This window comes from Methylobacterium sp. E-046, assembly GCF_022829625.1.
Classification (GTDB): Bacteria; Pseudomonadota; Alphaproteobacteria; order Rhizobiales; family Beijerinckiaceae; genus Methylobacterium; species Methylobacterium longum.
Genome location: NZ_JAKSYP010000176.1, coordinates 57,865 through 80,025 on the forward strand (window position 1 = coordinate 57,865; position 22,161 = coordinate 80,025).

At 71.3% G+C, this 22,161-nt stretch carries 19 protein-coding genes and 1 riboswitch; of the genes, 10 read left to right on the forward strand and 9 right to left on the reverse strand.

What is annotated here, in order from left to right; genetic code table 11:
* Window positions 1–34: 34 nt before the first annotated feature.
* The 3 genes from MKK82_RS17210 to MKK82_RS17220 all read right to left on the reverse strand — a co-directional run bounded on the left by MKK82_RS17210 (window position 35) and on the right by MKK82_RS17220 (window position 2,654).
* Complete coding sequence (locus MKK82_RS17210; protein ID WP_238287222.1) at window positions 35–892, reverse strand: class I SAM-dependent methyltransferase; 858 nt, start codon at window positions 890–892, stop codon at window positions 35–37.
* An 11-nt stretch (window positions 893–903) separates the two neighbouring features.
* Window positions 904–1,413: an OsmC family protein gene (locus MKK82_RS17215; protein ID WP_238287224.1), complete on the reverse strand. Its 510-nt coding sequence runs from the start codon at window positions 1,411–1,413 to the stop codon at window positions 904–906.
* A gap of 116 nt (window positions 1,414–1,529) precedes the next feature.
* Window positions 1,530–2,654 carry an aminotransferase class I/II-fold pyridoxal phosphate-dependent enzyme gene (locus MKK82_RS17220; RefSeq protein WP_238287225.1) on the reverse strand — a complete coding sequence of 375 codons (1,125 nt, stop codon included), beginning with the start codon at window positions 2,652–2,654 and terminating at the stop codon, window positions 1,530–1,532.
* 90 nt (window positions 2,655–2,744) lie between these two features.
* On the opposite strand from MKK82_RS17220, the gene MKK82_RS17225 reads away from it, so the two are divergent.
* The 4 genes from MKK82_RS17225 to MKK82_RS17240 all read left to right on the forward strand — a co-directional run bounded on the left by MKK82_RS17225 (window position 2,745) and on the right by MKK82_RS17240 (window position 8,059).
* Window positions 2,745–4,010: an adenosylmethionine--8-amino-7-oxononanoate transaminase gene (locus tag MKK82_RS17225; RefSeq protein ID WP_238287226.1), complete on the forward strand. Its 1,266-nt coding sequence runs from the start codon at window positions 2,745–2,747 to the stop codon at window positions 4,008–4,010.
* A gap of 132 nt (window positions 4,011–4,142) precedes the next feature.
* Window positions 4,143–4,532 carry a response regulator gene (locus tag MKK82_RS17230; RefSeq protein ID WP_238287227.1) on the forward strand — a complete coding sequence of 130 codons (390 nt, stop codon included), beginning with the start codon at window positions 4,143–4,145 and terminating at the stop codon, window positions 4,530–4,532.
* A 125-nt stretch (window positions 4,533–4,657) separates the two neighbouring features.
* Window positions 4,658–5,227 (forward strand): MarR family winged helix-turn-helix transcriptional regulator, encoded by a 570-nt coding sequence (locus MKK82_RS17235; RefSeq protein WP_243986366.1) that lies wholly within the window; start codon window positions 4,658–4,660, stop codon window positions 5,225–5,227.
* A gap of 687 nt (window positions 5,228–5,914) precedes the next feature.
* Window positions 5,915–8,059, forward strand: coding sequence for a TonB-dependent receptor (locus MKK82_RS17240; RefSeq protein WP_243986333.1), 2,145 nt, complete (start codon window positions 5,915–5,917; stop codon window positions 8,057–8,059).
* A gap of 223 nt (window positions 8,060–8,282) precedes the next feature.
* Here MKK82_RS17240 and MKK82_RS17245 read toward each other — a convergent pair whose 3' ends face one another.
* A complete protein-coding gene (locus MKK82_RS17245; protein ID WP_238287229.1) occupies window positions 8,283–9,743 on the reverse strand; it encodes a PepSY domain-containing protein in 1,461 nt (486 codons plus the stop codon).
* The gene (locus MKK82_RS17250; protein ID WP_243986335.1) at window positions 9,737–11,920 is read right to left on the reverse strand and encodes a TonB-dependent receptor; all 2,184 of its coding nucleotides are present in this window, start codon (window positions 11,918–11,920) and stop codon (window positions 9,737–9,739) included. Before MKK82_RS17250 ends, MKK82_RS17245 begins: the two co-directional genes overlap by 7 nt.
* Window positions 11,921–12,199: 279 nt before the next feature.
* Window positions 12,200–12,393: riboswitch (cobalamin riboswitch) on the reverse strand.
* A gap of 592 nt (window positions 12,394–12,985) precedes the next feature.
* On the opposite strand from MKK82_RS17250, the gene MKK82_RS17255 reads away from it, so the two are divergent.
* On the forward strand, window positions 12,986–14,416 hold the full coding sequence (locus MKK82_RS17255; protein WP_238287231.1) for an RluA family pseudouridine synthase: 1,431 nt from the start codon (window positions 12,986–12,988) through the stop codon (window positions 14,414–14,416).
* Here the strand turns inward: MKK82_RS17255 and MKK82_RS17260 are convergent.
* Window positions 14,383–15,096: an alpha/beta fold hydrolase gene (locus MKK82_RS17260; protein ID WP_238287233.1), complete on the reverse strand. Its 714-nt coding sequence runs from the start codon at window positions 15,094–15,096 to the stop codon at window positions 14,383–14,385. The genes MKK82_RS17255 and MKK82_RS17260 overlap by 34 nt on opposite strands.
* A 191-nt stretch (window positions 15,097–15,287) precedes the next feature.
* Between MKK82_RS17260 and MKK82_RS17265 the strand changes: the two genes are divergently transcribed.
* The 4 genes from MKK82_RS17265 to MKK82_RS17280 all read left to right on the forward strand — a co-directional run bounded on the left by MKK82_RS17265 (window position 15,288) and on the right by MKK82_RS17280 (window position 17,648).
* Complete coding sequence (locus MKK82_RS17265) at window positions 15,288–15,668, forward strand: hypothetical protein (RefSeq protein WP_238287235.1); 381 nt, start codon at window positions 15,288–15,290, stop codon at window positions 15,666–15,668.
* A gap of 43 nt (window positions 15,669–15,711) precedes the next feature.
* Window positions 15,712–16,377 carry an HAD-IA family hydrolase gene (locus tag MKK82_RS17270; protein WP_238287237.1) on the forward strand — a complete coding sequence of 222 codons (666 nt, stop codon included), beginning with the start codon at window positions 15,712–15,714 and terminating at the stop codon, window positions 16,375–16,377.
* 45 nt (window positions 16,378–16,422) lie between these two features.
* On the forward strand, window positions 16,423–17,214 hold the full coding sequence (locus MKK82_RS17275; protein WP_243986336.1) for an ATP12 family chaperone protein: 792 nt from the start codon (window positions 16,423–16,425) through the stop codon (window positions 17,212–17,214).
* Between the two features lie 137 nt (window positions 17,215–17,351).
* On the forward strand, window positions 17,352–17,648 hold the full coding sequence (locus MKK82_RS17280; protein WP_238287241.1) for a hypothetical protein: 297 nt from the start codon (window positions 17,352–17,354) through the stop codon (window positions 17,646–17,648).
* A 28-nt stretch (window positions 17,649–17,676) separates the two neighbouring features.
* Here the strand turns inward: MKK82_RS17280 and MKK82_RS17285 are convergent, their stop codons facing one another.
* Window positions 17,677–18,168, reverse strand: coding sequence for a glutathione peroxidase (locus MKK82_RS17285; protein ID WP_238287243.1), 492 nt, complete (start codon window positions 18,166–18,168; stop codon window positions 17,677–17,679).
* 391 nt (window positions 18,169–18,559) lie between these two features.
* Window positions 18,560–19,093 carry a hypothetical protein gene (locus tag MKK82_RS17290; protein ID WP_238287245.1) on the reverse strand — a complete coding sequence of 178 codons (534 nt, stop codon included), beginning with the start codon at window positions 19,091–19,093 and terminating at the stop codon, window positions 18,560–18,562.
* Between the two features lie 124 nt (window positions 19,094–19,217).
* On the opposite strand from MKK82_RS17290, the gene MKK82_RS17295 reads away from it, so the two are divergent.
* Window positions 19,218–20,606 carry an aminotransferase gene (locus MKK82_RS17295; RefSeq protein ID WP_243986337.1) on the forward strand — a complete coding sequence of 463 codons (1,389 nt, stop codon included), beginning with the start codon at window positions 19,218–19,220 and terminating at the stop codon, window positions 20,604–20,606.
* Between the two features lie 227 nt (window positions 20,607–20,833).
* Here MKK82_RS17295 and MKK82_RS17300 read toward each other — a convergent pair whose 3' ends face one another.
* Window positions 20,834–22,156 (reverse strand): HlyC/CorC family transporter, encoded by a 1,323-nt coding sequence (locus tag MKK82_RS17300; protein ID WP_238287380.1) that lies wholly within the window; start codon window positions 22,154–22,156, stop codon window positions 20,834–20,836.
* Between the last annotated feature and the right edge of the window lie 5 nt (window positions 22,157–22,161).

The following is a 22,161-nucleotide window of genomic DNA, read 5'->3' on the forward strand; positions in this document are numbered from 1 at the left end:
CGGGGTCGCGTGCGCGGTCGCCGGAGACGGCCGCTCACGCGGCCTGAGCGAGCCAGCAGGCGGCGCGCAGCCGCACAACACCGCCTTGCGCGTACGGTCGCAGAATCTTCGTCACCGCCGCTTCGGCTCGCGCTCGCAGATCCGGGGCGGCCTCGCGGATGAGGTGCGAGCTCGGGCCGAGGTCGAGGGAGACCCGGGTGGCCGCGTCGGTCGCCGCCGCGTCGGTCGCGCCCTGTCCGACGACGATGTCGCGGTCGAGCGCGTCGCAGGTGACGCGCGCGAACCCGGCGCCGCGCAGGAGCGCGACCAGCGGGTCGGCATCGGCGAAGCGGAACGGTCCCGGCGTGTCGGGCTGAGGCGGCGGCGGAATCTCGGGCAGGAGCGGCAGCACCGCGTCCCGCGGCACGCTCACCCAGAGGTTCTCGGAGAGCGGCCGCCAGCACAGGAAGGTCAGCCGGCCGCCCGGCTTGAGCATCCGTCGCAGGTTGGCGAAAGCGCGACCGGAATCCGAGAAGAACATCACGCCGAAACGCGAGAGGGCGATGTCGAAGTGCCCGAGATCCGCCCGCTCCACGTCGGCCTCGACGAACCGGATCGGCGCGGCACCTGACGCCTCCCCGGCGACGCGGCTCCTGGCGACGGCCAGCAGCGGCGCCGAGATGTCGGCTCCCGTGATGGCGCCGCCGGGCCCGACCCGACGCGCCGCCTCCAGGGTGGTGGCCCCTGAGCCACAGCCGATATCGAGCGCCGTGTCGCCGGGATCGAAGGGCAGGCGGGCGAACAGCGCCTCCGTCAGCGGGACGAACATCCCGTCGAGGACGGCCTGATTGCGCGCCCAGCGCGCGCCGACCTCGCCGTTCCAGTACTCGGTCTGGGTGATGCCGCCCGCCATGATCGCCTCCGTCAGACCGTGGTCGTGGCCACTGACAGTTCGGGCTTGTGGTTCAGGGTCTGGAACACCACGCAGTAGCGCTCGGTGAGCTTGAGGAGCTGCGCGAGCTTGTCCTCCGGCGCGTCGGTGTCGAGTTCGAAGAACAGGCGGATGCTGCGGAAGCCCACGGGCGCCTCCTTGTCGACTCCGAGGGTGCCGCGGAAATCCAGGTCGCCCTCGGCGCTGACCGTGCCCGAACGGAGCGGGATCTCCAGGGCGGTGGCCACCGCCTTGAGGGTCACGCCCGCGCAGGCGACCAGGGCCTCGAGCAGCATGTCGCCCGAGCACAGCTCCGCGCCCGATCCGCCTGTCGCCGGATGGAGCCCGGCCTCCGCGATGGCGCGCCCTGTCTCGACCTTGCAGGCGATCTTGCTGTCGTCCAGCGTGCCTCGGGCCTTCAGGGTGATGACCGCCGCGTCCGGCGCGGTGCGGTACTTGTCCTTGATCGGAGCCTGGAGGGCTCGCAGCGCAGTGGCATCCATGGCGTCGTCCTCTCGAATCGGGTTCGCGCCCGCTTCTCGGCGGCGGGCCGGCCGGAACGCTCCGGCCGCGGCGGGGCTCCGGTATAGGTGGACGGGATGCGGACGAAAAGCGGCCCTCAGGCGCGTTCGGTGAGCGCCGCCACCGCCTCGGCCAAGGCGTCAACCTGGGCCTCGTCATGGGCGGCCGAGAAGGCCACCCGCAGCCGTGCGGTCCCGGCCGGCACCGTCGGCGGGCGGATCGCCACGACCAGGAACCCGGCCGATTCCAGCGCGGCCGAGATGTCGAGCGCCGCCTGCGCCTCGCCGACCAGGACCGGCACGACGGCGCTCTCGGCCTCCGGCAGGCCCAGCCGGGCGGTGAAACGCCGGGCGAGAGCCACGGGCCGCGCGCGCCGTTCGGGCTCCGCCTCGAGGATCGTCAGGGCCTCCAGGGCGGCGGCGGCCGAGGCCGGGGGCAGACCGGTCGTGTAGACGAAGCTTCGGGCGCGGCTCGTCATCAGGTCGATCACGGGCCGTGACGCGCAGAGGTAGCCGCCGTAGGAGCCGAGCGCCTTCGACAGGGTGCCCATCTCCAGCGGCGCCCGCGGCCCGTCCTCGACCACGCCGATCCCGTGGGCGTCGTCCACGAGCGTCCAGGCGTCGAAGCTTTCCGCGACGCCCAGGATGTCGCCGAGCGGCGCCCGATCGCCGTCCATGCTGAACACCCGCTCGGTGAGCACGAGGGCGCGCCCGTGATGAGACCGGTGCTCGGTGAGCTGCGCGGCGAGGTGGCCGACATCGTTGTGGCGAAACGTGAGCACCCGCGCGCCCGACAGCCGCGCGCCGGCCCACATGCAGGCGTGGGACAGGTCGTCGAGCAGGACGAGGTCACCGCGCCCGGCCAGCGCCGGGGTGATGCCCAGATTGGCGAGGTAGCCGCTGCCGAAGATCAGGGCGGCTTCCACGCCCTTGTGCCGTGCCAGCCGCTCTTCCAGGGCGCCGAGATACGGGTGGTCGCCGGTCACGAGCCGCGATCCGCCGGCGCCCGCACCGTGGCTCGCCGCGGCAGCCTGTGCCGCCGCGATCACCCGCGGGTGCTGCGAGAGACCGAGATAATCGTTGCAGGAGAACGAGACGAGCGCCCGTCCCCGCCGGGTCGCCGCCGCATCCGGTCCGCGCTCGGTCGGCGTGAGCCGGCGGCGCAGGCTGCCGGTTTCCAGGGCGTCGAGTTTCCCGCGGGCGAAGGCGTCGAGGCTGTCCATCAGGTCGGGATGGGAGCCGCCGCGGCGGCAAAGTCAAGCGGTGGCCGCCGAACCCTTGACCCCCGTCCGGAGCCCCACCATGCCGGTCGCATGATCCGCGAAGCGCCCGCACGCCATCTCTGGCGGCCCTACACGCAGATGCGCCGCGCCCCGCCGCCGCTGGAGGCGGTGGCGACGCGCGGCACCCGCATCGTGCTCGCCGACGGCCGCGAACTCGTGGACGGCATCGCCTCCTGGTGGACGGCCGTGCACGGATACAATCACCCGCACATAGCCCAGGCCGTGACCGACCAGCTCGCCCGCATGCCGCACGTGATGTTCGGCGGCCTCACCCATCAGCCGGCCGAACGGCTCGCGGCCCGGCTCGCCGCCCTGCTGCCGGGCGACCTCGACCACGTCTTCCTGAGCGATTCGGGTTCGGTCGCCGTGGAAGTCGCGCTCAAGATGGCGGCGCAGATGTGGATCAACCGCGGGGTGAGCGGTCGGACGAGGGTCCTGGCTTTCCGCGGCGGCTACCACGGCGACACGATGGGGGCGATGTCGGTCTGCGACCCCGAGGAGGGCATGCATCGCCGCTTCGGCGCCTACCTGCCCGACCAGCTCTTCTGCGACCTGCCGCGGAGCGCGGCCGAGACCACGGCGCTCGACGCCACACTGGCGGCGCATCGCCAGACCTTGGCGGCCGTCATCGTCGAGCCCCTGGTCCAGGGCGCAGGCGGCATGCGGATGCACCCGCCCGAGGTCCTCGCTACCGTCGCCCGCCTCGCCCGCCATCACGGTCTGCCGCTCATCGCCGACGAGATCTTCACCGGCTTCGGCCGGACCGGAAGCCTGTTCGCGTGCGAGCAGGCCGGGGTCGTGCCCGACATTCTCTGCCTGTCGAAGGCGCTGACCGGCGGCACCATGGCGCTCGCCGCCACCGTCGCGCGCGGGGAGGTCTTCGAGGCCTTTTGGTCCGAGGATCCTGCCGCCGCGCTGATGCACGGCCCGACCTTCATGGCCAACCCACTCGCCTGCGCGGCGGCCAATGCCAGCCTCGACCTGTTCGAGACCGAGCCGCGGCTGGCCCAGGCGCGCGTCATCGCGCTCAGGCTCGCGGACGGGCTGGAATCCCTGAGACGCGTGTCCGGCGTGGCCGATGTCCGGACCCTTGGCGCCATCGGCGCGGTACAGTTCTCCCGGCCGCCGGATCTCGCCGTCCTGAAGTCTCGGCTGCTCGACCGCGGCGTCTGGGTTCGGCCGTTCGGCGACATCGTCTATCTCACGCCCGCCCTCACCATCGCGGACGGGGATCTCGACCGCTTGACCGACGCGGTCGTGGCCGTGGTGACCGATCTGGGTTCTTCGGCCGCGTGACGGGACTCGCCGCGGTGCGAAAGAAAGCCTGCCGCCCCGGCCTGCAACCCGGAACCGTTTCTGCCGTTGGGCCTACGGCAGAAGACGCGTGCGGCGGCCCTCACGGCCGCATGCTGCCGGAGGGAGTAAACAGTGGCGAGTGAGCAGACGGGTATTGGCGGCGATCGGCCGGTGATCCTCCTCGTCGAAGACGAGGCGCTGACGATCATGGATCTCGGGGACGTTCTGGAGGAAGGCGGCTACGACACGGTCCAGTGTGCTTCCGCCGAGCGGGCGCTCAGCATCCTGCAGGCGCGCCCGGATATCTGCGGGCTCGTCACGGACGTCCAGCTCTCGGGCAAGACGGACGGGTTCGACCTCGCGAGTTCCGTGGCCGAGGCGCGGCCACAACTGCCGATCCTGATCGTCTCGGGACGGGCCGCGCCCGATCCGGCCCGCATGCCCGAGCATGCCGATTTCATCGCCCGGCCGTGCACCGGCGAAGATATCCTGGATCGGCTTCAGCGTCTCATGCACTGCTGAGCGTCCGGCCCCGTCATCGCAGCGTCACCGGCCACCGCCACAGGTCCTGGGCGGCCGGCGACGGGGGATGGACGGTGCAGATTCAGGATCATCCGGCGGCCGCCGGCACGAACTCGGGCGTTCCGGTGGGCGATAACCAGAAACGCGATCGTCACGACGAGGACCGACCGCCGCTGTCGTCCAAGAAGATGCGGCCACCCGGTGTTCGCAGCGTCGGCAGGGCGCTGGTGCAGGCGGCGCGCCTGCATCGGGCTCGCACCGGCGACCGCTTGGCCAAGCTCGGCTTGTTCGCCGGCCAGGAGCAGGTGGTTCAGGCGCTGGCCGCGGCCGGCACGATGACCATGGGCGACCTTGCCGCCCTGTTGCGGGTGCGTCCGCCAACCGCCTCGAAAACTGTGACGCGGCTGGCGGCTCTCGGCATCGTCGAGCGCCGGGCCGAATCGGGCGATGGACGCGTGGTTCGCGTCCAGCTCACGGAATCGGGCCTCGCGAAGGCCGCCGCGATCGAGCGGATTCAGGAAGAGGTCGAGGCCGAGCTGCTCGACCACCTCGACAAGACCGACCGCCGCCGGCTCCGCAAGCTCCTGCGCAAGGCCGCGCGTGGATTGGCCGAGGCCGCCGGCGCCGCAGGTCAGACGACCGAGGCCGACGCCGAAATCGAGGCGGAGGACGATAGCGAGGGGTTGGCCACCTGAGCGGCCACGCTCCTGCCGCTTGGCGCGACGCCGGGAGCGGGTGTGGCCGGTCCCGGTAGGGCGCGGGATCGATCGGTCCCTGCCAGGCCGTAGTCTCGATCAGGCAGGCATCCAGCGCCGCCGCGAGCGCGGCCTCGTGCCTGCCGGTGGCGACGAAAGCCAGCCCTTGACCTCGGTCACGCCAGACTCCGCTGGCGACCGGCCATCGCCGCCGCAGTACCGCCGACCACCCGCGCCCCCGGCGCGGAGATCCAGGGGCGGCGCTCGAGAGGATGATCTGGCCGACCCGATCGGGCCGCGACGACAGCCAGAGAGCGCCCTTGGCCCCGGTCATGCCGGGCCGAATGGCGTTGACGAGGGCGCTGAGGCGCTCAGTCGATGACGATGACCAGCGACGCGGCGGCCGTCATGGTTGGTGAGCAGGCGATTGAGCAGATATGTCGGACTGGCTTCGAGGAAGCCTGGTAGGACCACAATCGGAACGCCGGAATCCCCCTGCAACATCAGGGGATGATAGTGTTATAACGTATCACAGTCATGGGCAGCGTGATCCCGAGGAGTGAAGGGGCGCGCATGTTGTTGCAACGATGTAACGTTTCTGGGCAGCTCGAAGGGAGCGCCGGATTACCCCTTGCGCCAACTCGTTCCAGCGCGACAATGAAACGATATAACACTGTGTGAGTCTCGATGTTTCTTTCTCGCCGCTTCGGCCTTCTCGCCAGCACGGTCCTGTCCTCGACCCTCTGCGCCGGCCTTCTGGGCATGTCCGTCGCCCAGGCCCAGCAGGCCGTGGCGCTCGACGAGATCAGCGTGACGGGTCCGAGCCCGATCCAGGCGCCGCGCGCGGCGCCGGTGGCCGATGCCGCGGTTCCGCCCGGCGTCCTGCCGGTGGCGACCAACACGTTCTCGCCCGTGACGGTGGTGACGCAGGACCAGATCGCACGCGATCAGCCCCGGACCCTGGGAGACGCCCTGTTCGATCGGCCGGGTATCTCCGGGACCAGCTACGCGCCAGGCGCAGCCTCGCGACCGATCATTCGCGGCCTCGACAACGCCCGGGTGCGCATCCAGGAGAACGGCATCGTCAATGGCGGTGTGTCCGACCTCGGCGAGGATCACGCCGTGCCGGTGAACCCGCTGGTGGCCGACCGGATCGAGGTGATCCGCGGCCCCGCAACCCTGCGCTACGGCTCCGGTGCGATCGGCGGCGTGGTCTCGGCCGACAACAACCGCGTGCCGACCTTCATCCCCGCGAACGGGATGCAGGGACAGGTCACCAGCGGCTTCTCCAGCGTCGACAACGGTCGCCTCGGCGCCGCCACGGTGGATGCCGGCGGTGACGGCGTCGCGGTCCACGCCGACGGCTACAAGACCGCGAATGACAGCTACGCGATCCCCGGCGGGATCCAGCGCAACTCCTACAACGAGTCGCAGGGCGGCGCGGTCGGCATCTCGGCGATCGGCGACCGCGGCTTCGTGGGCATCTCCTTCAGCCACTACGACGCGGTCTACGCGATCCCCGGCGGCGTGGCCGAACAGGACCGGACCCGCCTCACCCCGAACCAGGACCGCATCCTGTCGCGGGGCGAATACCGCCCGCTCGACGGCCCGTTCGAGGTGATCCGCTACTGGGCGGGCTACTCGGTCTACCGCCACAACGAGGTCGGGATTGGCGATGACGGGATCGAGGGCGTCCAGGCGATCTTCAAGAACCGCGAGGCCGAGGGGCGGCTGGAACTCCAGCACGTCCCGGTCTTCACCGAGTTCGGCAAGCTCACCGGCGCGTTGGGCTTCCAGTCGGACCGGCGCGTGATCAACACGCAGCTCGAGTCGTTCCTGCCCAAGACGGAATCCCGTGCCAACGCGGTCTACCTGTTCGAGGAGCTGGAGCTGCGCCCGGGCACGCGGCTCCAGGCGGCCGGGCGCTACGAGGTCGACCGGCTGTCGAGCACGGCCGCCCAGTTCCCCGCCGACTACGTGCCGGTCGATGGCCAGGAGCCGTTCCAGTACGCGCGGGCCCGACGCTTCGCGCCGAAGAGCGCCAGCATCGGCGCCCTGCAGGACCTGCCCTACGGCTTCGTGGCGAGCCTCACCGGCTCCTATGTCGAGCGCGGGCCCACGGGCTACGAGCTGTTCTCGCAGGGGCCACACGACGCCACCGCGACCTTCGAGATCGGCAACCCGAACCTCAAGAAGGAGCGGGCTCGGACCGTCGAGGCCAGCATCCGGCGGGCCGAGGGACCCTTCCGTCTCGACGCGACCGGCTACTTCACGCGCTATACCGGCTTCATCTACCGCAATTACACCGGCCTGACCTGCGACGACGATTTCGCCTCCTGCGGCGTCGGTACCGACAATCGGCAGATCGTCTACCAGCAGCAGAACGCCACCTTCTACGGCGCCGAGATCATCGGCCAGTATGACCTCCTGCCGGTCGGCAACGGCTTCGCCGGCATCGAGGCGCAGTTCGATTTCGTCCGCGCCCAGTTCGACAACGGCGCGAACGTGCCGCGCATCCCGCCCTACCGGGTCGGCGGCGGCGTCTATCTGCGGGCCGACGGGTGGTTCGCGCGGGTGAACCTGCTCCACGCCTTCAGCCACGACGCGACCGCGGTGTACGAGACGCCGACCCCCGGCTACGACGATTTGCGCGCCGAGTTGAGCTACACCAAGGCGGTCGATCCCGCCGTCTACGGGGCGAGCGCGATCACCCTCGGGGTCCAGGGACGCAACCTCCTGAACGACGACATCCGCAATTCGACGTCGTTCAAGAAGGACGAGATCCTGCTGCCCGGACGGAACGTGCGGCTGTTCCTGACGGCACGGTTCTGAGAGCCTGCCCTCTCGCTGTCGGTGCTCATCCGACCCGCGCCTCGTCCTGGGGGGCGGGCGCGCAGCCTTCGCCGCGAAGGCGGCCTTTAGCCGGCTATGGGACTCCTGGAGGGCTCCGTCGAGGCCTGCTGTCGCGGGCGCCTCACCATGAGTGGCGTCGATTGGTTGTCCCGGTGTCGACGGCGTCGTCGCTTCGCTCCTGTCGGGATGACGAGAAGGAGCATCAAGCAGACAGGCTGCGGCGCAGCCTACGCCAGTCCGCGACGATGCCCGTCACGGCGATCCCGGTTGCCAGGAGGTTCAGGATCCACTGGGCCGCGTCGTGCAGCCGACGATTGCCGGTAAGCCCGGGCAGGTCGAGGCGGTGCGCGGCGTCGAACAGCCATCGGTTGATCCGGCCCGAGCGATCCAGGCGCTGGAGGATGGTTCCGTCCCGGGGATCGACATGAAGCCAGGTGGAGGAAGGATCTCCGAACTGCAGGCGCAGCACCGGAAGCGGTCGCGGATCGGAACCGTGCGGGTACCAGTACAGATCATAGGCGGTCAGCTGCTCCGCCGTTCGCAATCCTCCGCCGGGCAGGGCCGCGCCGGCGGCCTGCACGATCGCCGCTGCATCGAGGATCGAGCCGTCATCCGCGCGGTGCGCCGAGAGGCCAGCCGCGCCCTCGGCGACGATCCACCAGGCCCCGCCGATGGCGGCGAAGCGCAGCACCCGGGTCCCCGGTTCGGCGAAGCCGCGCAGGGTCCCGGCGTTCAGGCCGAAGACTGGCGGCGCGCCGGCATAGGCGGCGCGGATCTCGGCGGGCGCGGCGCTGGATGCGAACCACCGGTTCGGGTTCATCGAGATCCAGCCGCTGAGGATGAACGTGCAGAGCCCGATCCCGCCCGCGAGGCCGAACAGGTGGTGCCAGCGGGCGAGCCCGCGATACGGCGTCACGGTCCCGCCCGCGTAGCGGCGCCGAAGGCGCAGGCGCCAGATCCCGATCGCGAGGCCGCTCAGCGCCCCCAGGGCGGCGAAGCCGGACAGCCACAGCAAGACCGTCCGCCACAGCTCCGCCCGGGCACGTAGCGGCGTGAGATAGATCCAGTGCGCAACGGCGCCCACCCAGTTCCAGGCCCGCTCGAACCGCGTCGTGTCGAGGGCGATCTCGCCGGTGACCTGCGAGACGTAGAGTTCGGTCCCCGCCGCGTCGCCGAGGGCGACCTTCCGGAAGGGCCGCAGCGGGTCGTACCGGGCCGTGACGGTCCACTGGTCGCGGACGACCGGCTCCAACCGCGCGTTCGGGAACCCCTCGGCCGCGAGACGCAGTGCGTCTTCGGGCGGCAGCGGGCCGAGCCGCCCGCCGGTCCGCGCCGACACCGTCGCTCGGGCGCCGTCGCGGCCGGCGATCCGGTACACGGGCTCCGCGCCCTGCATCTCCAGGGCGAAGTCGGTAGGCGTGCCGGTAAGCCCACTGGCGCGGAGCGCGTCGCCGGGCGCCACGGCGACCTGATCCCACGCGATCGGGGCGAGCCGCGCCGCGCGCTCGGCCGCGGTCAGCGTCGGGAACGGCACGTAGAGCATCACCAGCCCGGAACCGATCCACGAAGCGAAGAACAGCCCCGCGGCGATCCCGGCCCAGCGGTGGAACAGCAGCAGCCAGCGTCGTCCTGCCTTGCCGAGCCGCCGCCGCAGGCTCACCACGTCACCGTGTAGGCGACCTCGACCGAGCGGGGGCGCCCGAGGAGCCAGTTGGTCCCGATCCCGTTCACGGCGTTGCCGCTGATCGCGTAGACCTTGTCGAACAGGTTGTAGACCCGCAGGGACAGGCGCGACTCCGCCGTGACCTGATGGTCGAGAACCGCATTGATGAGGTTGTAGGCCGGGCGCCGCGCCGTGTTGCCGAAGTCGCTGTAGACCTGTCCCACGTTCTGGAGCCCGATCCGCGCAGTCCAGTCGCGGTGGATGTCCCAGGTCAACCAGAGATTGGCCACGCGCTCGGGCACGTCGATGGGCTGGTTGCCGACATAGGAGACGGTGGTGCCGTTCACGCTCTGGTCGAACCGGTCGTACTGCGCGTGCAGCAGCGCGAGGTTGCCGTCCAGCCGCCAGCCCGGAGCAAAGCGCCAGCCCAAGGCCAGCTCGAATCCCTGCGAGGACTGGCTCCCCACCTGCGTGGACAGCGTCGGCTGGCCGGGGATTGCCGAGATCAGGTTGTCCTTGACGATCCGGTAGCCCGCGATGGTCCATTCCACGGCACCGTCGAAGGCAAGACCCTTGGCGCCGATCTCGACCTGATCGCCTGTGGCGAGCTTGAAGCCCGCCAGCGACTGGTTCAGCGTGATCAGGCTGTTCACCGGGTCGGTGGCGAAGCTGTACTGGGCGTAGAGCGCGCTGTCCGGCGTCGGGTTGTAGACGAGGCCGAAGCGGTAGCCCAGCGCCCGGTAGGTCTTCTCGAATCGCGATCTCGTCTGCAGGTCCTCCCGATTCAGCGTCGGCACGTCGAGGCGCACGCCGGTGAGGAACGAGAGCTTGTCCGACAGGATCAGACGGTCCTCCGCGAAGACCGAGGCCTGGCTCGTCTGCGTTGCGTAGGCAGGCCGCGCCCGGCCGTTCTGCGGGAAGACGCCCGGATCGTAGCCTACGAGGGGCACGCTGGTGGTCTGGTCAAAGTAGAAGTTGTTGGTGTGCCGGAAGTCGATGTGGTTCACGTCGAACCCGGCCACGAACTGGTTGGGCAGGCCGAACAGGCTGCCCCGGAACGTCGCGTCGAGCCGATCCCCGACCTGCTCCTGGCTGTGGTAGATCTCCAGGTAGTCGCCCCGGTTCACGAGTCCGGTGCCGCGGTTGTAGCTGTACTGCTCGACGTCGAGCCAGTGGCGCCGGCTGGTGAGCCGGTAGGCGGTGTTGCGGATCGTCATGTCGGCCGAGGGGGACCATTCGGTCTTGATCTGGGTCCAGTTGTCGGCCCAGGTGATCTTCGCGTCGCGGACGTTGTAGTTGTTGAACCGGATCAGATCCGGGATCCGTCCCTCGACCAGCGGCGTGCCCCAGTAGCGGGCGGGCTCCTGGTAGCCGAGATCGTGGCTCAGGGTGATGGCGAGGTTCGGGCTCGGCTGGAACAGGAGGGCGGCCGAGACCGCGAGGTTGCGAAAATCGCCCTCCGGCCGGATCCAACCGTCGGCGCGGTTGCCGCTGACGTTGAGGCGATACGCGAAGGTGTCGCCGAACTCGGCTTGCCCGATCGGACTGCCGGAATCGAGGGCGAGGCGCGCGACGCCGTCGGTGCCCACCACCGCGCGGGCGGTGTTGATCGGAACGAAGACCGGCTTCTTCGGGACCACGTTGATGACGCCGCCGATGGCGCCGTCGCCGTAGAGCACCGAGGACGGCCCGCGCAGCACCTCGATTCGCTCGACGTTCCACGTGTCGAACGGGAAGGTCACGGTGTTGGCGCCGACGTAGAAGCGCGTGCCGTCGTAGAGCTGCTGGATCGAGTTCGGGCCAGCGAAGCCGCGGGACGTGAACGCGCCGTTGCCGTTGCCGGGCGCCGCGATGGTGGTGATGCCGGTGGCGTCCTGGGTCACAGCGTCGGCGATCGTGTCCTGGCCGCGCAGCCGCGCGGTCTCGCCGGACACGATATCGAGGCTGGCCGGGGTCTCCAGCGGCGTCAGGCCGACACGGCTCGCAGTCCGGTCGGGCGTGCGCAGGTTGAGGCCGTTCGGCGGAAGGCGGCTCGGATCGCCGCCTGCACCCGCGACGGACAGTTCATCCAAGGTGACGGTCTCCTGAGCGGCGGTCGGACTGGCGAGGAGCGCGAGGAGAAAGCCGCAGAGCGGCGCCGTCCCGGTGAGTCTGGGGCGATGGGGCGATGAAGGCATGAGGGAAGCGGTCCGTGCGCGGCGCGCGCCGGCCCCCAAGTCTAAAAGCAGTGTAATAACATTGCAATTCAACGTCCACTCGGTGACGGCGCCGAAACGCGTGCGCGGCGGCCCGATGTCGGATTCGGGGAGTTCGAGAGGACGGAGACGGACATCGGGAACGGTGTCGCGGGCGCGCTTGCTGTGGCACGTCACCGCGAACGAGGCCTCGGCGACCGCCTCCCCTCGGGATTGACGGTGCCTCGACACCCGCCAGGACACCCCGCCCGGCGCGTTTCGCGTGTGACCACGGCTGACGGCAGGTCTCCTGGCTCGCGGGTCGCCGCCCTCGCACCGTCTTCCCGGGGTGACCCAGTGACGTGGTGGTGAAGGGCTCGCCGCTTACAGTTGCGGGGGCAGCCGCGGCTTCGGGGCGAACCCCTCACCGCGTTCCCTTTTGATCCCCAAGGGGAACCGTCGGCCGACAGCTTGGCCGTAGCGCGCCTGGGCGTCAACCGCGTGTCCGAAGGTTGCCGTGAATCGACGCGGGCGGTGCTCCGTTGCGGCTCCGGCGGGGACGCGGTGATCGGTTCGAAATATGGGTTGGAGCCCCTCTTGCGGGGATCCGCTTGGAGGCCCGAGCCTGCCCCGGCGCTACAATAGCTTGTCGGTGGCCGAGATCCGTGCCGATGACGGACAGCCCAAGGTTTTCCGGCTCCTCGGGAGCAGCGTCGCGTTCGCCGTAAGCGCCCGGAACGGCCTGATCCACGCGTTTTCAGGGGAACTCGGCATCAGGGTCTCGGTCTTCGGCGGCCCGCGCGTGGGGCGAATGACGTCGCGTACGAGGGGCTGGTCGGGCACGAGGTCCTCTTCCTGTTCCCGGTCGCCCTGCCGGCCGGTCGGCTCGACGGACAGGATCGCTTCGTTGGGACTCTGAGCCCTGATGGGCCCGCGTGGAGGGCCGCCTTTGCCGCTGCGCGCGGGCGATGCTACAGCCGGTCGATCCCATCGGTCCGGACGTCCGCGACGCCGCGGCCCATGCGCGCGGACGCCCCGTCCGCAGCGGAGACGGGTGCCGGCGGAAACATGACGACACGACCTCCCAAAAGCGGCGGGCCGAGGGGGCGCAAGCCTCAGGCCGGCAAATCCAACGCAGGTCCGTTCAAGGCCGGCAAGTTCGGCGCCGGCAACGGCTACGCCGACGGCCGCGCCCGCACGGGCCCCCGCACCAGCGCCCGGGATGCCGCCGAGCGCGCCGCCCGCAACCGCGGCGACGATGCCGGGGCGCGCGACCCGTGGGGGGCCGGCCAGGCACCGGCGGCCGCTGCACCGGCGCGGCCCCCGAAGGCGCGCACCGCGCCGGCGTCGACACGCCGGGACGCGCCTCCGCCCCGCCGTACGGCCGCGCCCGCACCAGGCCGGCCCCCGGCCAAGCGCGCGGAGGCCTCGGCCCCCGCGCCGGCGCCCGCAGCCGCCCCGACACGCCGCGAGCAGCGCGCCGCCGCCTCCGCGACCCTCGCGTCCGGGGTACAGACTTTGACGGTGGAGCCGGACGAGGCCGGGATGCGGATCGACCGCTTCCTCACGGCCCGCTTCCCGCTCCTGCCCTTCACCCGCGTGCAAACCATCGTGCGCAAGGGTGAGTTGCGGGTCGACGGCAAGCGCGCCAAGCCGAACGACCGGCTGGAGCCGGGCATGAGCGTGCGCGTGCCGCCGCTGCGCCTTGAGCAGCCCACCGAGCGCCCGCGCAGCGCCGCCCGCGAGCAGGACGACGCGGAGTTCATCCGCTCGCTGATCCTCTACGAGGACGCGGACATGATGATCCTCAACAAGCCCTTCGGACTCGCGGTCCAGGGCGGGTCGGGGACGGTCCGGCACGTGGACGGCCTGCTCGCCGCGCTCACCAGCCCGGACGGCCAGAAGCCCCGCCTCGTTCACCGGCTGGACAAGGATACCGCCGGCTGCCTGATCGTCGCCAAGACCCGGCTCGCCGCGGCGACGCTGGCCAAGAGCTTCCGGTCCCGGGCGGCGCGGAAGATCTACTGGGCGCTGACCGCCGGCGTGCCGCGGGTGCGTCAGGGCCGCGTCTCCACCTACCTCGCCAAGGAGGAGCCCACCGACGCCGACGCGCGGATGCGCGTCGCCAAGCACGGCGACGAGGGTGCCAGCCACGCGCTGACCTACTACGCGATGGTCGACCAGGCCGCCCAGAAGCTGTCCTGGCTATCCTTCAAGCCGGTGACCGGCCGCACGCACCAGCTGCGCGCCCATGCGGCCCATATCGGCCACCCGATCGTCGGCGATCCCAAATATTTCTCCGTCGAGAACTGGGAGCTGCCGGGGGGTATCCAGAACCGGCTCCACCTGCTCGCCCGGCGGATCGTCATCCCGCACCCACGCACCGGCAAGCCCGTGGACGTGAGCGCGCCGCTGCCGCCCCACATGGCCCAGAGCTGGAACCTCCTCGGCTTCGATGCCGGCCGCTATGACCCGATCGTCGAGGCGCCGGAGGCCTGATCCAGGAGCCACGGCACGATTGCGTCGGCCAGGGCCTCGGGCGCCTCCAGGGGCAGCATGTGGCCCGATCCGTCGATCACCGTGATCGTGGCGCCCGAAATGCCGTCGCGAAGCTCCCGTCCCTCGTCGAGGCCGCGCAGGGCGTCCTGCGCCGCCACCACCACCAGGGTCGGGCATCGGATCGTGCCGAGCCGGTCGAGGTCGGCCATGCGGGCTTGCCCGGCCTGGCGCAGGAACACCGGACCGCCCAGCCGGTCGCCCATTCGGCGGATGCGCGCGAGGAGAGTCGCGTCCCCGGCCCGCTCCGGATGTACGGATTGAAGGATCGCGTTCCGGCTCAGTCCGGCGAAGCCCTGCTCGCGGACTTGTGCAACGGCGAACGCCTTCCGTGTCGCCTGCGCGCGCGTGTCGGCCCGCGCCGAGGTGGCGATCAGGACGAGGGCCTGGACCCGCTCGGGTGCGCGGTAGGCGACGGCCCGGGCCACGTAGCCGCCCATCGAGAAGCCTACCAGAGCGAACCGGTCCGGCGCTGCGGCGGCGACCCGCAGCGCCATGTCGTGGATGGTCGCGTCCTGCGTGACGTCGCCGTGCATCACCGGGCCGATCCCGGACAGACGGGGCATCAGGTCGGTCCACAGGTCGGGATCGGTCATGAAGCCGGGGAGCAGCACGAGGTTCATGACCGGTTCCGTACTCCGCGTGCCGGCTTCGGCGCCGCCGGTCGCCGCGCATGATACGAGCCTGGATGCGGCCCGACATCCCAGGGTCTCGCGTCCGGCATGCCTTGGCAACCGGTCGCGCCGCCTCATATGCTGCCCCGCACCCCGACACTCCCCGGGATGCGATTCCAAGCGGTTCGAGATCCTGACGCATGAAGCTCGCGATGCTGGCCTGCCTCGCCGCCCTGTGCCTCACCGGGCCGATCGCGCATGCCGCGCCGGGCGAGGCGCCCAAATCCACGGCACCGGTCCATCCGGCGGCGCCGACCGAGGCGGCGAAGTCGCAACCGTCCGCCGCGCCGGGGGACGCGGCATCGCCCGCGCAGACCGCGCCGCGGCCGGCCTCAAGCGGCCGGGCCGAGCGCCGGCGGCGGTCCTACGCGGCCTGCAACCGCGCGTCGCACCAGCGGGGCCTGCGCGGCGGCAAGCGGCGGCGCTTCCTGATCCGCTGCCGTCTCGGCTACGAGCGCACCCGCGGCCAGGCCGGTCAGCCCGCCGCCGGCCCGCTGCCGCAGACGGGCCGGAAGCCGTGATGCGGGCCGGCGCGCCCGCGCGGCCCCCGGCCCGCCACCGGCCATGAGGCTCATCGTCTTCGACGTCGACGGGACCCTCGTCGACAGCCAGCACTTGATCGTGGCGGCCCAGGGGATCGCCTTCGCGGAGAACGGCCTGCGGGCTCCGGAGCGGCGGGAGGCGCTGTCCGTGGTCGGCCTGTCGCTGCCGCAGGCCTTCCGCCGCCTCGTGGGCGAGGATGGTCCGATCGTCGAACTCTCGGAGAGCTACAAGCAGGCCTACAACCGCCTGCGCCTCGATCCGGCGCACGAGGAGCCGCTGTTCCCCGGCATGGCGGAGCTTCTGGCCGCGCTGCACGCCCGGGACGACGTGCTGATCGGCCTCGCCACCGGCAAGTCGCGGCGGGGCGTCGACCGGCTGATCGCGCACCACGGCTGGGCGGATTGGTTCGCCACGACGCAGAGCGCCGACGACGCGCCGTCGAAGCCCGACCCGACCATGCTGCGGCAGGCCATGGACGAGGCCGGCTGCGAGCCCGGGGCGACCATCATGGTCGGCGACACCACCTTCGACATCGCCATGGGCGTGGCGGCCGGCGCCGTCGCCGTGGGGGTGGCCTGGGGCTACCACCCGCCCGAATCCCTCTACGGGGCCGGCGCCGTGACGGTGGTTCCCAGCGCCGCCGCGCTGGCGGCGCGACTCCTCGATGGAATCGACGCGGCACGGTGAGCCGGAAGGCTCGCGCGCGGGCCGCGGAACGCCTATCTCGCGGTCATGAGCGATGAGACGACTGACTGGCTCGGGCAACCGGGCGACGCCGAGCGACCCGACCCGGTGCGGGCGGCGCGCGGCCATGCGAAGCCGGCCCTGCCCCGGCGCTTCTACACGGAGGCCGGCTTCTCCGAGGACGCGGACGGGTTCCGCCTGACCCTCGACGGACGCCCCGCCAACACCCCGGCCCGCAACCCGCTGCGTCTGCCCAGCCGGGACTTGGCCGCGAAGGTCGCGGCCGAGTGGGCCGCGCAGGAGACGTCGATCGACCCGGCCCGGATGCCCCTGACGCGCCTCGCCAACACGGCGATCGACGGGGTCGCCCCCCGCCACGCGGCCGTGGTGGAGGACCTGTGCGCCTACGCGGGCACGGATCTGGTGGCCTACCGGGCGGGGGATCCGGAACGTCTGGTGCGGGCTCAGGCCGAGGCCTGGGACCCGATCCTCGTCTGGGCGCGGGAAGAACTCGGCGCCCGGGTCATCCTGAGCGAGGGCGTGATGCATGTGGCGCAGCCGCCCGACACGATTCGGGCCCTCTCCGAGGCGGTGGCGGCCGAGACGGATCCGTTCGCGCTGACGGGCCTGCACACGCTGACGACGCTTTCCGGCTCCCTGCTGATTGCCCTGGCGGTGCTGCGCGGCCGGCTGACCCCGGCCGAGGCCTGGGCCGCGGCGCACGTCGACGAGACCTATCAGGCCGAGGTCTGGGGCCGGGACGCGGAGGCCGAAGCCCGCCTCGCGGCCCGCCGCGCCGAATTCGAGGCTGCCGCCGCGTTCGTCGGGGCGGGGCGCTGAATCGGCACCGCCGTCCGGCCCGGTCTCCCAGATGCAATTGCGCAACAATCCCGAAATCCGGGCGAAACGCGCGTGCCGTCCGCTGACTCCGGGCGAGGACTGACTTATGGATCGCCTGTCCTGTTTTCGGGTCGACCATGCGTACCGATCAGCCAGTCTGCTGCCGTTTCGAAAGTGAGCTGACGTCGCTGATCGCGCAGAATCAGTCTTCGGGTCTCGACGGGACGCGCGATGCGCTGTTCGAGGCGTTGCGCGCGCTGGAAGGACGGGCCAGATCGGAGGCAGCCTCGGCGCTGACCTTGCGGAAGATCGCGGAGGCTCGCTTCCTCGTCGGCATTCTTCGCGACGCCGTGCGCCCGTTCCCGGTGGCGCCCCTGCGGACGGTGCTGCGGGTGCGGGAGCGTCCCCGAGCCCCCGTGGATCTCGACGCCTGAGGCATCCCGACGCGTTACGGCCGGGGCGTCATCCCCCCGCCGACAAGGCGGCCTCGACCTGCGCCTCCAGGGCGGCCGGCTTGGTCGCGGGGGCGAACCGCGCGAGGACCCGGCCGTCGCGGCCCACCAGGAACTTGGTGAAGTTCCACTTGATCGCCCGCATGCCGAGCAGCCCGGGCTTGGCCCGGGTCAGGTGGTCATACAGCGGATCGGCCCCGGGCCCGTTCACCGCGATCTTGCCGAGCACCGGGAAGGTCACGTCGTAGCGCAGCGTGCAGAAGTGCTCGATCTCCGCGGCATCACCCGGCTCCTGAGCGCCGAACTGGTTGCAGGGAAAGCCCAGGACCGTGAGGCCTGCGTCCCGGTGGCGGCGCCAGAGCGCTTCCAGCCCTTCGTATTGCGGGGTGAAGCCGCAGCGCGAGGCGGTGTTGACCACCAGCAGAACGCGGCCGCGGTGCTGCGCCAGCGGGTAGGCGTGGCCGTCGGCGGCGGCGACGGTGAAGTCGTGGACGATCGTCATCCAAGATCACTCGGCCAAACCGGCCGCGCTCGCAAGATCCGACCCGCAGCGGCGCTGCCGAAGTCCCGGCGGGACAGGGCGCGTCGCGGTCCGCGCGCCCCGCAGTCCGACGTGGCCTAGCCGGCGCCGCCTCCCCGGCCTGTGCACAGGCCAGGCCTGGCGACATCCCGGCATGGTGGCGCGTGAGCGCCGACCGCGCCCCCGCCCCCGCCGGGACCCGATCGGGCGCGCGGAGGACGCGCCATCACGTTCACGTCCACGACGGCTGCTCGGAGCCGGAGGCGATGGGGACCGAGCTGCCGGCCGCGCAGGCCGCGCGGCTCGCGGCGATGCGGAGAAGCACCCTCCCGGAATGCCGGGTCGGTGCGCGCCGCGCCCTGCTCGCGCGCCGTCAGGCCGGGACCTTCTCCACGTCGAAGCTCGGGCCCTGAGGGGTCATACGGTCGCGGGTGACGATGCGCTCATGGGCCGAGACCACGCCGAGGCTGACGTCGCGGTCGGGCAGGACCATCGTGGTGGTCTTGTTGACGTGGACCAGCACGTGGCGCCGCAGGGGGGCGGAGGCTGCGGCCCACCGCTTGAGCTGCCCGTAATGGGGCTCGCGCCGCCACGCGTTCGGCTGACCGGGATCGACCTGCACGTTCATGTTGCGGGTGAGCGGATCGAGGGTGAGCACCATCTTGGCTCGGTCGGGCTTCCATTCCGGACCGAGCCAGCCCTCCGTCATCCAGAGGCAGTGGAACGCCCGGCAATGGTCGGGGCGCGTCGCGTGGATGGCGCAGCCCTGTCCGGCCTTGGTGTGGCGGCACCACTGGCCGGCCACGCTGGCGACGGCCGGCACGTCGTAGACCTTGCAGCAGAGGGTGCAGGCGCCGCAGGCGCGGCCGGGGGCGGGCTGGGCGACGAAAGCTTCGGGGTTCAGCATGGGGCATACAGCAAGCGCGGCATGCATCCGGCTACGGCCGGACGCGGATCCGCCGGGCTACCTGCGGGCGCATCAGGTCGGTAGTGTGGCGGCGGATCCAAGCGGCTTGAGGACCTTGCGACCGATGCTGTCAAATCTCGCGACCCGCGACGTCGAAACCCTGCTCCACCCCTACACCAACCTGTCGACGCACCGGCACACCGGTCCGCTGGTCCTGGAGCGCGGCGCGGGTGTCCACGTCTTCGACACGGAGGGGCGGTCCTACATCGAGGGCATGTCGGGCCTCTGGTGCACGGCCTTGGGCTACTCGAACGCGGAACTCGTGGAGGCGGCCCGGGAGCAGATGGCGCGCCTGCCGTTCACGCACCTGTTCTCCGGCCGCAGTCACGACCCGGGGATCGAGCTGGCCGAGACGCTGAAGGAGCTGATGCCGGTCCCGACCTCGAAGATCTTCTTCACCTCGTCGGGCTCGGAGGCCAACGACACCCAGGTGAAGCTCGCGTGGTACTACAACAACGCGCTGGGACGGCCGAGGAAGAAGAAGATCATCGCCCGGCAGAAGGGCTATCACGGCGTCACCGTGGCGAGCGCCTCGATGACCGGCCTCGCGGCGAACCATGCCGACTGGGACCTGCCGCTGCCCGGATTCCTGCACGTCTCCTGTGCGCACCATTACCGGGGCGCCGAAGCGGGCGAGAGCGAGGAGGCCTACTCGGCCCGGCTCGCCGCCGAGCTGGAGGAGACCATCCTGCGCGAGGGTCCGGAGACGGTGGCGGCCTTCATCGCCGAGCCCGTGATGGGTGCCGGCGGGGCGATCGTGCCGCCGCGGGGCTATTTCGCGGCCATCCAGGCCGTCCTGGCGAAGTACGAGGTCCGCCTGATCGCCGACGAGGTGATCTGCGGCTTCGGCCGCCTCGGGACTTGGTTCGGCAGCGAGGCGCTCGGCATGAGGCCGGACTCGATCTCCTTCGCCAAGGCGCTCACCTCGGCCTACATGCCGCTCGGCGGCGTGAGCATCGACGAGCCGCTCTACGAGGCGCTGGTCGGCCAGAGCGACAAGATCGGCACCTTCGGGCACGGCACCACCTATTCCGGTCACCCGGTGGCCGCCGCGGTGGCGCTGAAGGCGATCGAGATCTACCGCCGCGACCGCGTGATCGAGGGCGCGGCCGAGAAGGCGCCGCACTTCCAGCGCCGGCTCTCGGCGCTCGCGGAGCACGCCATCGTGGGCGAGGCCGGGGGCATGGGCCTGATCGGCGGCCTGGAGATCGTCGCCGACAAGGCCACCAAGCGGCAGTACGATCCGAAGGCCGGGGTGGCCGCGCGCTGCGTGGCCTTCGCGCAGGGCGAGGGTCTGATCGTGCGGGCGCTCGCGGGCGACCGCGTGGCCGTCTGCCCGCCGCTGATCATCGCGTCCGACGAGGTCGACGCGCTGTTCGACCGGCTCGGCCGGGCGCTCGACCGGACCCGCGACTGGATCCGCGCCGAGGGGCTGGAGGCGATGCCGGGGTGACACGGGCGGCCCGGATCGACCCATCCGGGCCGCATCTCCGGGCCGATCCCTCAGCCCGCGGGGCCTGATCCCGCGGGGCCTGCGCGGCACCCCCGGACGCGGGGGTGGGCTGGATCCCCTCGTCGGGGAACCCGACGGCGTCGCACCGAGCGATTGGGGGCGCCTCCGGCGCGACCGGACGGCGCCGTCCGCGAAGGTGGCGCCGGTGTCATCCGTCCATAGGGAAATCAGGCCGGGTCGCGCTGCGCGTCCGGCTGCGCGATCGCCTGGAGCCCCGCCGGGGTCAGCGGCGTGATCCGCAGGGTGGTGATCCGGTTCTTGGCCTTCCGCAGCACGTGGAAGCGGAAGCCGTGGAAGTTGAAGGCCGTCCCCTGGTCGGGAATGGTCCGGGCCTCGTGGATGACGAGGCCGGCGATCGTGGTGGCCTCCTCGTCGGGCAGGTTCCAGTCCATGGCGCGGTTCAGATCGCGGATCGGCACGCCGCCGTCGACGTTCACCGAACCGTCCCCCTGCGGCCGCACGCCGGAGACCGCGACGTCGTGCTCGTCGGCGATCTCGCCGACGATCTCCTCCAGGATGTCCTCCAGGGTGACGAGGCCCATCACCTCGCCGTACTCGTCCACGACGAGGGCGAAGTGGGTCTTCTTGGTCAGGAAGGCCTTGAGCTGGGCGCGCAACGACGTGGTACCCGGCACGAACCACGTCTCCAGGGCCAGCGCCTCGACCTTCAGGCCGGAGGCGTCGCCGCCCGCGGCGTCGAGCGCGCGCAACAGGTCCTTGGCGTGGAGCACGCCGACGATGTTCTCCGGCGTGCCGCGCCACAGGGGCATCCGCGTGTAGGGCGAGGACAGCACCGCCCGGACGATGTCCTCGGAGGGCTGGTCGGCGTCGATCGCCCGCATCTTCGTGCGGTGGACCATCACGTCGGAGACCGACAGGTCCGAGAGGTCGAGGAGGCCGCCGAGCATGTCGCGCTCGGCCTTGGCGACCCCGCCCTCGCGGTGCATCAGCGCCACCTGCCCGCGCAGCTCCTCGGCCGCGGTGAGGATCGACTGGTGCTCGCCGATCGTGACGCCGAAGGGCTTCAGCATCAGCCGCACGACGTGCTCGATGGCGATCGCCGCCGGCCCCATGATCGCGACCGCGAAGGCCACCGGCCGCGCCGTGAGCAGCGCCGCCTTGTCGGGTTTGGAGATGGCGAGCGTCTTCGGCAGCACCTCGGCGAAGACGATGACCAGCACCGACATGCCCACGGTCGCGTAGATCACGCCGCTCTTGCCGAACAGCGCCGTGAGCACGCTGGTGGTGAAGGCCGAGGCGCCGATCGCCACGATGTTGTAGCCGATCAGCATGGCGCCGATGAAGCGCTCGCGGATCGCCAGGATGCGGTTGACGATCGCGGCCCGCGGGTCCCCGGCCTGCTCCAGGGCGTGCATCCGCGCCCGGGACGCCGCCGTGAAGGCCGTCTCCGCCCCCGCGAAGAAGGCCGAGAGCAGCAGCGAGATCACCACGATGCTCGCGGCGAACCACAGGTCGATATGGGTTTCCATCGGTT